This is a genomic window from Chloroflexus sp. MS-CIW-1, from assembly GCF_030444705.1.
GTDB lineage: Bacteria > Chloroflexota > Chloroflexia > Chloroflexales > Chloroflexaceae > Chloroflexus.
On sequence record NZ_JAUBWR010000003.1, the window covers coordinates 238,756 to 252,618 of the forward strand.

The 13,863-nt window shown below is 57.5% G+C and carries 6 protein-coding genes and 1 other annotated feature; of the genes, 4 read left to right on the forward strand and 2 right to left on the reverse strand.

Going from position 1 to position 13,863, the window contains the following annotated elements; translation table 11 throughout:
- Positions 1–81: 81 nt before the first annotated feature.
- The 4 genes from pheA to QTO31_RS18175 all read left to right on the forward strand — a co-directional run bounded on the left by pheA (position 82) and on the right by QTO31_RS18175 (position 5,993).
- Positions 82–933, forward strand: coding sequence for a prephenate dehydratase (gene pheA / locus QTO31_RS18160; protein WP_367620660.1), 852 nt, complete (start codon positions 82–84; stop codon positions 931–933).
- Positions 934–953: 20 nt separating this feature from the next.
- Entirely contained in the window at positions 954–2,381 is a 1,428-nt protein-coding gene (gene leuC / locus QTO31_RS18165; protein WP_301430527.1) for a 3-isopropylmalate dehydratase large subunit, read from the forward strand.
- Positions 2,382–2,392: 11 nt separating this feature from the next.
- Positions 2,393–3,049 (forward strand): 3-isopropylmalate dehydratase small subunit, encoded by a 657-nt coding sequence (gene leuD, locus QTO31_RS18170; protein ID WP_301430529.1) that lies wholly within the window; start codon positions 2,393–2,395, stop codon positions 3,047–3,049.
- Between the two features lie 565 nt (positions 3,050–3,614).
- Positions 3,615–5,993 (forward strand): peptidoglycan DD-metalloendopeptidase family protein, encoded by a 2,379-nt coding sequence (locus tag QTO31_RS18175; RefSeq protein WP_301430531.1) that lies wholly within the window; start codon positions 3,615–3,617, stop codon positions 5,991–5,993.
- An 804-nt stretch (positions 5,994–6,797) separates the two neighbouring features.
- On the opposite strand, the gene ileS is transcribed toward QTO31_RS18175, so the two are convergent.
- Entirely contained in the window at positions 6,798–9,998 is a 3,201-nt protein-coding gene (ileS, locus tag QTO31_RS18180; protein WP_301430533.1) for an isoleucine--tRNA ligase, read from the reverse strand.
- 39 nt (positions 9,999–10,037) lie between these two features.
- Positions 10,038–10,309 (reverse strand) — a binding site (T-box leader).
- Positions 10,310–10,887: 578 nt separating this feature from the next.
- On the reverse strand, positions 10,888–12,999 hold the full coding sequence (fusA, locus tag QTO31_RS18185) for an elongation factor G (protein WP_031461419.1): 2,112 nt from the start codon (positions 12,997–12,999) through the stop codon (positions 10,888–10,890).
- Positions 13,000–13,863 lie beyond the last annotated feature (864 nt).

The following is a 13,863-nucleotide window of genomic DNA, read 5'->3' on the forward strand; positions in this document are numbered from 1 at the left end:
CAATGCGCGCCGCTCACTTCTCTGATTATCGCACCTGTGCTCAATGACAACATCGGATCGGCCTGATTGTAGACACGTATGATGCAAACGATTGCCTATCTTGGCCCACCGGGAACCTTTAGCGAAGAAGCGGCACTTGCTTACGCAGCCGGGCAGGAAGCACGACTGCTTCCTCTGGCGAGTATCCCTGCGGTAGTCACCGCAATTGAAACCGAAGCAGCTACTGTCGGTGTCTTGCCGATTGAAAATCTGCTGGAGGGTAGTGTTAGTTACACACTTGACCTGCTGATCCACGAGACCAACCTGCAAATTGCGGGCGAAATTGTGATTCCAATCCGACAGTACCTGCTGGCCCGTCCTGGATTGCAACTCGGCGACATCAAGGTGTTGTACGCCCACCCACAATCGCTCGCCCAATGTCGGCGCTTTGTGGAACGGTGCTTGCCCGGTGTGGTCACTGTTGCTTCACTGAGCAATTCGGCTGCGCCCGCGGAAGCAATGGCCGATGAGCGCCCGGCGGCTGCGATTGGCACCTTACGCGCCGCCCAACTTGTTGGGGCTGCGATTTTGGCCCGTGATATTGCCGACAGTCCACACAACGTTACGCGCTTCATCGTGCTGGCGCGAGAAGACTCGCCGCCAACCGGTGATGACAAGACGAGCTTTTGTTTCGGTTTCACCCGCGAAGATCGACCGGGCAGCCTGGTCACCGCCCTTCAGGAACTGGCAGTCGAACATATCAACATGACCAAACTCGAGTCGCGCCCGACCCGGGCGATACTCGGCCAATACATCTTTTTGGTTGACATCAACGGACACCGCCGCGAACCACACGTTGCCCGCGCTTTAGAGCGGATTCGGTTACACACTGGAATGCTGAAGATTTTTGGTAGTTATCCGCGCTGGCGTGGCACGAACGGCAATTCTGGTTAATTGCGGCAAGGAGAAGAGAAATGAGTAAACCGCGCACCCTGTTCGATAAAGTCTGGGATGCCCATGTGGTACGCCCAGAGACTCCAGAGACACCGGCAGTACTCTACATTGATCTCCATTTGATCCACGAAGTGACTTCACCACAGGCATTTACCGAATTGCGCCAGCGTGGTCTGCGCGTGCGGCGCCCGGATAAAACGCTCGCCACGATGGATCACAGTACGCCGACTACCCCTCGCAATCATTTGGGGATTATTCCGGTCGTTGATCCAATGGCGATCAGCCAGCTTGAGCAATTACGTAAAAACTGTGCCGAGTTTGGTATTCCATTGTTCGAGTTAGGCGACGAGAATCAGGGCATTGTCCACGTGATCGGCCCCGAACAAGGGCTAACTCAGCCAGGAATGACGATTGTCTGTGGGGATAGCCACACCAGTACCCATGGCGCATTTGGAGCCTTAGCGTTTGGGATTGGCACGTCTGAGGTGGGGCACGTGCTGGCAACGCAATGTCTCTTACAACGAAAACCGAAGACGTGTGCGGTACGCATCGATGGTCGGCTTGGCCCTGGGGTAACGGCAAAGGACATTATTCTGGCGCTCATTGCTAAATACGGTGTCGGTGGCGGCACCGGCTATGTGTTCGAGTACATGGGTGAGGCAATCCGCTCGCTTTCGATGGAAGAGCGGATGACCATTTGTAATATGAGTATCGAAGGCGGTGCCCGCGCCGGAATGGTAGCACCCGATGACACGACCTTTGAGTATATCGCGGGGCGACCTTTTGCGCCGAAAGGGGCAGATTTTGACGCGGCAGTAGCCCGCTGGCGCACGTTACCCAGTGATGAAGGTGCAGTGTTCGACCACGAATTAACCCTCTCGGCAAGTGATCTGAAGCCGATGATCACTTACGGAACCAACCCCGGCATGGGGATTCCCATTGATGCACCGGTTCCACGACCGGAGGATATGCCCGACGCACGCAGTCGGGCTGCCCTTGATAAAGCACTGGCCTATATGGGTCTCGAACCGGGCAAGCCATTGTTGGGGCATCCGGTTGATGTGGTCTTTATTGGTTCGTGTACCAACTCGCGGTTATCGGATCTCCGTCAGGCCGCCCAATTCTTCCGTGGGCGCAAAGTAGCTCCTGGTGTGCGCGTGATGGTGGTTCCCGGCTCACAGCAGGTCAAGCGGGCAGCAGAAGCCGAAGGTTTGGATCAGATTTTCAAGGAGGCGGGCGCTGAGTGGCGCGAAGCCGGTTGCAGTGCGTGTTTGGGGATGAATGACGATAAAGTACCGCCCGGTAAGTATGCTATTAGCACCTCGAACCGCAACTTCGAGGGTCGGCAAGGGCCAGGAGCACGCACGATGCTGGCCAGTCCGCTTACTGCGGCTGCCGCAGCAGTGACCGGTGTCATTACCGATCCACGTACTCTGTTGAATGTATGAAGGAGATCGCTGTGGAACCGATTTCAATAATTACCGGAAAAGCGGTTGTTTTAGCAGTTGACAATATTGACACCGATCAAATTATTCCGGCGCGGTTTCTGAAGGTTACCGATAAGAGCGGTCTGTCTGCCGGTCTGTTTGAGGCCTGGCGCTACCGATCCGATGGTACGCTCAATCCTGACTTCCCACTCAATCGGCCCGAAGCGGCCGGAGCAACGATTCTGATCAGTGGGCGTAACTTTGGTTGCGGTAGCTCTCGTGAGCATGCCCCTTGGGCATTACAAGATTACGGCTTTCGCGCCGTTGTTGCTCCATCGTTCGCCGACATTTTTCGCAGCAATGCGCTGAAGATCGGGTTGTTACCGGTGACGGTCGAGCAGACGGTCTACGACGAACTGGTAGCACATTACGCAGTTGATCCCCAAATGCACCTGACCATCGATCTGGCTGCCCAAACGGTCACCCTACCCGACGGTCGCCAGATTAGTTTCCCGATTGATGCGTTTAGCAAATATTGCCTCTTGCATGGAGTGGATCAATTAGGCTTTTTGCTCAATCAAGAGGCGCTCATCGCAGCGTATGAGGCAACGCATCCGCAGCCGGTGGTGACTACTGCATACAGTCGAGGGAAGACGGAAGAGCAGGGGAACGACAGTATGAGCGCTTAGCCGAATAACTCACCGTTACTTTGGGCCTATCCGAAAACTGTCTCACGGTTCAACGGATGCACTCTGTCATCCTGTCAGGAGGGGTGAGGCGGCGCCTCGCCCCTCCTCGTGTTTCGGATTGCCTCCATCGCCGAGGTTCATCAGCCGTGAGGTGATGATAGATGATGGGGCAAGGCGAGGCTTTGCCCCTGTAAAGCTTTTCGATCCAGCAGCAGTGAAGAGAACGGCAAGCGAAACGAGCACTACGGCGCCAGTTTCCTGTTCCAGACAGTGATCTGTTGCCAGGCTCTTCGTTGGTACACCGGTTATGCCCGTCGGCGTGCGATAGGTGGAGATTTCCCACCTGATTGACTACCTTGTTCTGCACAACAGGGGCTGACAACGCACGCACTCGGCCCACCACAGATGCGTTCAAATCTGGTTTGCAAGCGTGCATGCAACCTGTTTGGCAATAACCTCTTACAGAGTTCTTGCTTTATATGTGCGTCACTATTCGGCGGTTGCTGCGTTATATAATTAGAACTGGCAGCAGCGGGCTGCTTTCGTACATGGTTATCATAGTTTTATGCATCGCCTAGCGTCCTACCTCTTGTTGATTGCCACATTGACCATAGCCGCAACCCCACTGCACGCTCAACCAGCAGCGGGGTGGAGCGTAGCGACGTTCCTGGAGCAACAACCTGGTCCACTGAAACATGTGCGTGTTGAGGGAAAAACTGCTGCCCAGATTATCGAAGAGCAGAGTAATTATTATGGCGTTAGCCCATTTCTCACTCTGGCGTTGTTGGAAGCAACGGCTGGCCTCTTGAGTAACCCATCACCACCTGACGAAGCTCTCGCCACTCCGTTCGGTCAACACGGCCCAGTCGGTTTCACCGAGCAGATAATCTGGGTAAACCGGGAATTACGTGCTGGCTTAGGTCCATATCGCCAACCACCAACTATCCGGTTGCAAGACGGGTTGACACTGACGCTTTCGCTCGACGAACCGGCTGAGTGGATCGCCATAAAACGCTTTCTGGCTCAGGGGCGCGATTCGGCCGCGTGGCTAGCAGCAGTGAAGGCAACTACAGCGGCTCTGCGCACCTATTTTGATGGTCGCTTTGCACCACCGGTTAGTGTACCGTCGGACACCAATGGCTGGCTGCGCGCACCATGGCCATCGGGGACGAAGGTACATCACCTTGCCTATTTTGACCATATGTATCCAATGGTCGATCTAGGAGGTGATGGCAATAATGAGATGATTGATTATCTCGGTCGGCGCAATGTACAGTATAACGGCCACGATGGTCATGATTATGTCTTTCCTGATGCACCATTTTCAACACCAATTCTTGCCGCAGCCGCCGGTACAGCTTACGCATTGCGCGAGGCCCGTGGTTTGGGAGTGGTGATTGTTCATCCAAATGGGTATGAGACGGTCTACTGGCATCTGAGTGCGTTTGCCCCTATCTTTAATGAAGGCAATAGTGTGAAGGTCTCGGCTGGTCAACTGATTGGTATCAGTGGGGCGAGTGGCGTTAGTGGCACACCTCATCTCCATTTTGAGGTTCGACGTTGGGAGGGAGGCATCCGCAAACAGGTTGATCCTTATGGCTGGTTTGGCCCTGGCCCCGATCCCTGCCCTACCTATGCCGGTTGCGGCGCCAGTATCTGGCTCTGGCACCCTGATCTGCTCGGCAGCTACGACTTTACACCGCCCGACCATTTGTTACCGGTGCCTGATACAACACCACCGCTTGGTACCATACGGGTTGCCCCGCCTGAGCACGTCTTGCTGTCAGTCAGTTTCGATGGTCACCCCCTCCAGACCATCGGCCAGGGCTTACCTTACATCAACGGTACCCTTCGCTTTGCAGATGGCCGCTTTGGTCAGGCATTGATCAGCGACCGCGCCGAGATTGCATTTCCAACTACTGGGAACCTGAACATTGAACAGGGTACGATCAGTTTATGGGTTGAGATACCAGAGCGCTTTCCAGCCAATAGTCTCAGCCACCACTACCTGCTTGCCACAAGCGCCGAGCCAACAGGTGCACCGATCTACACCGGTACACTGGCGCTCCGTCGCGATCAACTCGGTCCAAATGGCAGTGCACAATGGACGTTCTGGACAGTTAGCGATGCAACGAGTGGCGAAGACTTGCTTAGTGTACCAGACACCTTAAATCCTGGCTGGCATCACTTTGTCATCAGTTGGGATGCCATCAACGGTAAAAAGTATCTTTACATCGACGGGATGCTGGTTGCCGAACGGAATACAAACGCTTTACCATACATTTCTGGTGCACTTCTTCATATTGGTCGTTTTAGCAGCGGTGGGTCTAGCGCTGGAGTACGTATCGATGAATTGACAATCTTTGACAAGCCACTGGCACTAACCGAAATCGCAGAACTGGTTTCAGCATCGCCATTGACATCAGAACCAGTTGTTGTAACTGACCGGACAATCCGAATTGATACAAACGCGATGGATGATAACGGTGGTATCGTCGCTGTTACGCTCAGCATTAACAGCGAATCGAGCGATCCGCTCCCCTATTACGACAGCTACCGTTGGAGCCTGCCTCCAATTGAAGGAGAGCATGTTGTTGTAGTGGAATATCTTGATCGTGCCGGCAACACAACTGTTGTCTCACAGACGGTCGTACTCAACCTGCCACCACAGGCAACCGCAAGAGCGGAATGGCTCGACTCAGCAACAGCTCGGGTGGTTCTCAATGCGAGTGACCACCACCTGCCGCTAGAGATACAACTGAGCGAGACGCCAGATTTCACGAGTGCGGCGTGGTTGCCGTTTGTGCCAGAAGTACGTTGGCGTTGGGAAAGTGCTGAAACACAGCGCCTGTTTGTGCGTTTCCGTGATGCCAGTGGTCAAACGGGTTTACCGATAGAGGTAATACCTGCTTATCACGTTTTTGTGCCACTGACGCAGAGATGATGTTGATCGCACACCGAGATCATGGAGTGAACCGCGTGTTTTGAGGCTCTGCCTTGCAGAGTTGTCTCTGAAAAAAGCTCCTGTTCCCCGGGAGCGCCAGCCTCCGGCCCGCACGCGACCGCCATCCGCGCTCCCTAGGCGCACGGGCCTCTGGCCCGCACGCGACCGCCATCCGCGCTCCCTGGGTGCGCCAGCCTCCGGCCCGCACGCGACCGCCATCCGCGCTCCCTGGGTGCGCCAGCCTCCGGCCCGCACGCGACCGCCATCCGCGCTCCCTGGGTGCGCGGGCCTCCGACCCGCACGCGACCGCCATCCGCGCTCCCTGGGTGCGCCAGCCTCCGGCCCGCACGCGACCGCCATCCGCGCTCCCTGGGTGCGCCAGCCTCCGACCCGCACGCGACCGCCATCCGCGCTCCCTGGGTGCGCGGGCCTCCGACCCGCACGCGACCGCCATCCGCGCCACCCCAGGTGCGCGGGCCTCCGACCCGCACGCGACCGCCATCCGCGCTCCCTGGGTGCGCAGGCCTCTGGCCCGCATACGACCGCCATCCGCGCTCCCTGGGTGCGCAGGCCTCCGGCCCGCATGCGACCGCCATCCGCGCTCCCTGGGTGCGCAGGCCTCCGGCCCGCATGCGACCGCCATCCGCGCTCCCTGGGTGCGCCAGCCTCCGACCCTCACACGACCGCCATCCGCGCTCCCTGGGTGCGCGGGCCTCCGACCCGCACGCTACCGACGTCAGCACTACCCTGGGAGCGCGGGCCAGTGACTCGCGTCCTGGAGGACACATTCGGAGCATCGACGAACTAATCTGCTTTCACCACACCCACTGTCACGGTACCCTCGCCGAACTCATGGGTCTCGGTATGGGCAGTGGATGGTGGTGGTGCAACGGTTAGCTCAACGGATAGCGTCTCATTTTTGACATACTGTTCGTATTGAGCCAGGGTTGCATGCAGGAGATCGGCCTGGTCGGGACTGGTGATGAAAAGGTGAATACGATCACTGATCGCCAGGCCAGCACTCTTACGGGCATCTTGAACGTAGCGCACCAGATCGCGAGCTGCGCCTTCAAGTCGCAACTCTTCGGTAACGGTCGTATTCAACGCCACCAGCATACCATCGGCTTCCACAACTGCGTACCCCGCCGGCCCACTACTCTCAACCAACACCTCTTCAGCGAGCAATTCAACGACCTGACCGTCTACCGTGAGCTGGATCGACTGACCAGCTTCCACCGCCTGAGCTGCTGTCCGGGCTGCGTCGCCTTGTAGATCACGTAGTGCTGCGGTGATCGCCGGTACCAGCTTACCAAATTTCTTACCGACGAGGCGTAGATTCGGTTTCAGGCGGTATTCGACAACCGCGCTGCTTGCATCAAGGTAACGCACCGCTTTCACGTTTAGCTCATCGCGCAGATCGGCTTCAAAGCGCCGCACCCCATTGAGGAGCGAAGGCGTGCTCGCCCGCAGCCAGATTTCGCTCAGCGGCTGCCGAACCTTCAAGTTGGCCTGCTTGCGAGCTGCGCGACCTAACGACACGGCAGTCAAGAGCGCTTCGGTGTCGCTGACCAGTTGCGGATCGAGCAGCGATTGATCGACCTGTGGCCAACGCGCCAGATGCACACTCTCGGCGGCTGCCGAATCGCGTTCGGCAACCAGATTACGATAGATTTCCTCGCTGACAAATGGGATGAACGGCGCCGCCAGCTTTGCTACCGTCACCAGACAGGTGTAGAGGGTCTGGTAGGCGGCCTCTTTATCAGCGTCGGCTTCGCTCTTCCAGAAGCGGCGACGGTTGCGACGCACATACCAGTTCGACAGCTCATCAACAAAGTGTTCGATGGCATTGGCTGCCGTGTAAACATCGTATTCCTCGAACGAATTGGTCACCTGCTGCACAAGCTGGTTAAGAGCGGCCAGTGCCCAGCGGTCGATTAGTTGGAGATCAACGGCACGTCCGCTACCCGGTTGCCAGTGGTCGAGGTTGGCGTAGGTAACAAAGAAAGCATACGTATTCCAGAGTGTGAGCAAGAACTTGCGCATACTTTCGCTCACCAGCGCCATACTGAAACGACGGGCATTGCCGGGAGGTGCAGCGGTAAACAGGTACCAGCGCAACGCATCAACACCGTAGGCGTTAATCACCTCTTCCGGCTCGATCACGTTGCCGCGACTCTTGCTCATCTTTTGCCCGTTTTCATCAAGAATATGACCAAGACAGATCACGTTCTTGAAGGCCGGACGATCAAAGAGCAGGGTGCTGATGGCGTGTAAGGTATAAAACCAACCACGGGTTTGATCCACCGCTTCGCAGATGTAGTCGGCTGGATGAGCCATCTCGAAGATGTCACGGTTTTCAAAGGGGTAGTGCCACTGCGCAACCGGCATTGCCCCACTATCAAACCAGCAGTCGGCCACATCAGGAATACGCCGCATCAGGCCGTGTTCGGGGTCTTCCCACACCACCTCGTCGATATACGGACGATGAAGGTCGAGATCACGTAACGACCGACCGACCTTTTCCTCTAACTCGGCGAGCGAGCCGATACAGACCATGTACGAACCGTCGGCGTTCGTCCAGATCGGGATGGGGGTTCCCCAGTAGCGCTCGCGACTGATCGCCCAATCGATATTGTTTTCGAGCCAGTTGCCGAAGCGGCCATCGCGAATATGTTCTGGCACCCAGTGGATTTGCTGGTTGTTGGCAACCAGATCGGCTTTAAACGCCGTCGTGCGGATGTACCACGAACGCTTAGCATAGTAGAGGAGCGGTGTGCTACAGCGCCAGCAGAAGGGATAATAGTGGCGTACCCGACCGCTGCGCAAGAGCAGACCACGCTGCTTCAAGTTGCGCGTAATGTCCGGATCGGCCTCTTTGAAGAACTTGCCGGCGAAGCCTAAGTCGGCAAATTCAGGCAATACCCGCCCATCTAACCCGACTGAGAAAAGGGTTGGCAGGCCGTGCTTCCGACCAACTTCAAGATCGCCGTAAGCTGGCGCAATGTGTACAATGCCGGTACCGTCATCGAGGCTAACGATTTCATCGGCGATCACACGATAGGCAGTATCCCAATCGACCGTATCACCGGCGCCGGGCACACCGCAGAAGAGGGGTTCATAGCGCAGGCCAACCAGATCGTTGCCGCGGAAGTAGCGCAACACGGTAAAGCTATCGGCTGGCAACACCTGATTCACGAGCGCAGCAGCCATCACCAACCGCTCACCATGGTGCTCGACTTCAACGTATTCCGCATCGTGTTTCACGGCCAGGGCAACATTGGCCGGCAGCGTCCACGGCGTTGTCGTCCAGGCCACCAGGAATGCACCTTCAAGGGTACCATCGACTGCCGGTGGAGGAGCAACGACACCCTTAACGCGGAACTTGATATAGACACTGGGATCATCTACATCATCGCGAGCGCCGAGGCTAACCTCGTGGTCGCTGAGGCTCGTGCCACAGCGGGGGCAGTGCATGGTCACTTTGTAGTCGCGGAACAACAGACCACGATCCCACAACTGGCGGAAGATCCACCAGGTTGACTCGATGTAGTCATTTTCGTAAGTAATATAGGCATCTTCGCTGAGCCAGAACGCGATTCGCTTCGTAAATGCCTTCCAGTCCTGGATATATTCCCAAACGCTTTCACGGCAGAGACGGTTAAACTCAGCGATCCCGAAGCGCTCAATATCAGGTTTACCGCTGAAACCGAGCTTCTTTTCGATCTCGATTTCGACCGGCAGGCCGTGAGTGTCCCAACCTTCACGGCGACCGATAATGCGATAGCCCTGCATGGCGCGATAGCGCAGGATCACATCCTTGAAACTGCGCGAGATGGTGTGGTGTAATCCCGGACGACCGTTCGATGTCGGCGGCCCTTCGTAGAAGACAAATGGCTTTTCGCCTGCTGCCAGCGATTTTGCGACGATGTCGTTGGCTTCCCACCAGCTAAGAATCGATTCTTCAAGCTGAGGAAATTTGACATTTGTATCAACCGGTCTGAACATAGTGCCTCCATCTGAACCAAACGAATAGCCTCGTCCCCATTAGGGGACGAGGCTCAGAAGCCCCGCGGTACCACCCCACTTCGATGCCGTGAACAGTGATCACGGATCATCGCACTCTGTGAGCGTCAGACAACGCTCTGCCCCGATAACGGTGGGCGTTCCGGGCGCAGCTACTATGCAGGTCATCCGACCAGGCAGTTCACCTGCCAGCTCAGGGGTGATTTTCGCTATCGCTGCTTCTACCTGGCTTCCACCATCCCAGGCTCGCTGAAGAGCAGGCGATAGGTACTCGTCCCCGTCATCGCCATTGTTTGACAGTATACGGCGGGAATGGCGTTACGTCAAGGTAGGGTGTTGGCGGCCCTCACCTCCCCCCTGCCCCCTCCTCTCCCACGCTGCGGGAGAGGAGGGGGGTGAGCGGAGCAGAGGCAATCCTGCAGCTGGCAACGATACCGCGTTCACGAACCAGATCACCCCTCTCCCGCAGTGCGGGAGAGGGGCCGGGGGTGAGGGCTGCCCCCTCACCTTCCCCCCTGCCTTCCTTCCGCTCCCACGCTGCGGGAGAGGAAGGGGGATGAGCGGAGCAGGAGTGTCCCTGCGGCTGTCAACGATACCGTGTCCTCAGCTCTCCCCGCTCCCGCAGTGCGGGAGAGGGGCCGGGGGTGAGGGCTGCCCCCTCACCTGCATCACCCTATAGAGCGGGTTGCGAACCCGCTCCGGCTGGTGTAGTACTACGGTTTGTAGTATATTCTACCCTCTACTGTTGGATGCAGGGATGGTCAGGGCATATACCGAATACTACAAGACGGTTTCCGGTGAGGAGTATGACGGTGCATTGTCGTACCAACCTGCAGCCTGGGGTTACAGGCCGCAGGGGCTTTCTCAGACACTAATGGCTGTGTGCCGCTTCCAGCTCTTTCTTGTGGGCTTCTACGATTTGGTTAACCAGATGCGGCGGCACCTCTTCATAACCGGCAAAGCTGATCGAGAACCGTCCGCGCCCCTGAGTCATGCCACGCAGGTCGGTTGCATAACGTTGAATCTCTACCAACGGTGCCTGGGCGTGGATTACCGTTTTGCCATTCCCCATTGGCATCATCCCTTGCACACGGCCCCGGCGTGTACTCATATCGCTCATCACGTCGCCAGCGAACTGGTCAGGGACAATGATTTCCATGTTGTAGATCGGTTCGAGGATGATCACGCCAGCTTTCTGAGCGGCGAGGCGGAATGCTTCCTTAGCCGCCGTCTTGAAAGCAATTTCCTTCGAGTCGACCGGGTGCTCTTTGCCGTCGTAGACTGCTGCACGCACATCAACCACTGGGTTCCCCGAAATGATGCCCTCTTCCATCGCCTCGCGAATACCCTTTTCGATGGCCGGCATGAATCCACGCGAGATCACACCACCCACAATTTCGTTGACGAATTCGAGCGGGTCTTCGCGATTGGGATCAGGGGGCAACGGTTCGACGCGCAGGGCAACATCGGCAAACTGACCAGCACCGCCAGTCTGTTTCTTGTGGCGATACTGAGCAGTGGCAACGCTGCGAATGGTTTCGCGGTAGGGGATGCGGGGCAGTTCGAGGTCGATGTTGACATCGAACTTACGCTTCATCCGCTCAGCGACTATCTGAAGATGAGTCTCGCTCAGACCGCTCAGCAGGGCTTCGCCAGTACGTGCATCGCGGGATACCTGCAAAGAGGGGTCTTCTTCGATCATCCGGCTGAGCGCCGAGCTGAGCTTGTCAAGGTCGGCACGGGTACGTGGTTTCACGGTTGCAATGAAAGCCGGGGCAGGGAACTGAATGGGACTGACCGCAAGTGGGCGCGACGACAGACAGAGTGTGTCGTTGGTCTGCGTATCGCCGAGTTTGGTCAGTAAGCCAATGTCACCAGGGCCAACGGCTTCGACCTCGATCTGCTCTTTGCCGCGCACGATGTAGACGTGGGCAATCCGTTCTTCTTTGCGGGTACGGGCATTGAACAAGGTCATACCGGCGCGCACTTCACCCGAAAAGACACGGAAGTAGCTCAGCCTGCCATAGGTGTCGGACACCGTCTTGAATACCAGCGCTGCCAGTGGCTCGTCACGGCTGGGTCGCAGTTCAACTTCCTGGTTGGTGGTCAGATCGGTGGCAGTCGTCGTCTTCCGGCCTGCCGAGGGGATCGAGTCGATGATACCGTTGAGCAGTTGAGCGATGCCAACAACTTCAGTGGCCGATCCACAGAAGACCGGCACAATCGAACCATCAGCGATACCGGTGCGTAGGCCGAGCAACAGCTCTTCACGGGTTAGCGCATCTTCACCGCCTTCGAGATAGCGTTCGATCAGGTGATCGTTGGTTGCGGCAATTTTATCGATCAGGGCCGTGCGCCACTCGTGCATCAACGTATCGAGTTCTGGTGGCACATCAGCCTCGATATAGCTACCATCGTGTTTGGGGCTAGTCAGCCAGGCTCGCTGCTGACGCAGCGAGATAATACCTTTGAAATCTTTGCCAGAACCAATTGGGATTTGCAGCGGAATCACCGCAGCATCGAGGATTTCGCGGGCCTGCTCGATCACACGGTAGAAATTGGCATTCTCGCGGTCGAGTTTGTTGATGAACAGGATGCGTGGAACGCGCTGCTGTACCGCCATCTCCCAGAAGAGTTCGGTACCGACCTCAACACCGGCGCTCGCGTCGAGCACGAGCAGTGCGCCATCGATAATGCGCATCGCTGCGCTAGCTTCTCCGGCGAAATCAGCAGCACCCGGCACATCAATCAGATTGATCTTGTCGCCATTCCATTCAAGGGGTAACACACTGAGCGAAATAGACATCCCGCGTCGGTGCTCGTCGGGATCATAGTCACTAGTCGTTGACCCATCCTCGACGCGCCCCATCCGCGGGATGGCGTGGGCGGTCATCAGCATTGCCTCGGCCAGCGTGGTCTTCCCGCTGCCGAGGTGACCGAATATGCCGATGTTGTGGATCCTTTCCGGTTCAAACGCTCGCATAACTGTCCTCCTTGACGCAAGCCCGCGCCCGTTGGGCGTGTGCTGGAAAGGAAAAAATATTTTGTTAAGAACAGATTATCAGGGTTGTGAGGGTTGCGTCAATAGGGGAAGAGGTAACACAACTTTTGCACAGGAAATTCAAATGTTTGTCACGCGGGGACGCCCTCACCTTCCCCCCTGCCCCCCTTCCTCTCCCACGCTGTGGGAGAGGAAGGGGGGATTATGCCCCTCACCTCCCCCTGCCCCCTCCTTCCCCAGGCTGTGGGAGAGGAAGGGGGATTATGCCCCTCACCTCCCCCCTGCCTCCTCCTCTCCCACGCTGTGGAAGCAGAGGGGGGAATAAGCGGAGCAGGGGCGATCTCACGACCCAGCTCACCCCTCTCCCGCAGCGCGGGAGAGGGGCCGGGGGTGAGGGCCGCCCTCACCTTCCCCCCTACCCCCTTCCTCTCCCAGACTGTGGAAGCAGAGGGGGGAATAAGCGGAGCAGGGGCGATCTTACGACCCAGCTCACCCCTCTCCCGCAGCGCGGGAGGGGGCCGGGGGTGAGGGCCGCCCTCACCTCCCCCCTGCCCCTTCCTTCCCCAGGCTGTGGGAGAGGAGGGGGATTATGCCCCTCACCTTCCCCCTGCCCCTTCCTCTCCCACGCTGTGGAAGCAGAGGGGGAATAAGCGGAGCAGGGGCGATCTCACGACCCAGCTCACCCCTCTCCCGCAGCGCGGGAGAGGGGCCGGGGGTGAGGGCCGCCCTCACCTTCCCCCCTACCCCCTTCCTCTCCCAGACTGTGGAAGCAGAGGGGGAATAAGCGGAGCAGGGGCGATCTTACGACCCAGCTCACCCCTCTCCCGCGCTGCGGGAGAGGGGCCG

Excerpts from the sequence above, each read along its gene's own strand:
- pheA (WP_367620660.1), top strand. The coding sequence starts at position 82 with ATGCAAACGATTGCCTATCTTGGCCCACCGGGAACCTTTAGCGAAGAA.
- leuC (WP_301430527.1), top strand. The coding sequence starts at position 954 with ATGAGTAAACCGCGCACCCTGTTCGATAAAGTCTGGGATGCCCATGTG.
- QTO31_RS18175 (WP_301430531.1), top strand. The coding sequence starts at position 3,615 with ATGCATCGCCTAGCGTCCTACCTCTTGTTGATTGCCACATTGACCATA.
- ileS (WP_301430533.1), bottom strand. The coding sequence starts at position 9,998 with ATGTTCAGACCGGTTGATACAAATGTCAAATTTCCTCAGCTTGAAGAA.
- fusA (WP_031461419.1), bottom strand. The coding sequence starts at position 12,999 with ATGCGAGCGTTTGAACCGGAAAGGATCCACAACATCGGCATATTCGGT.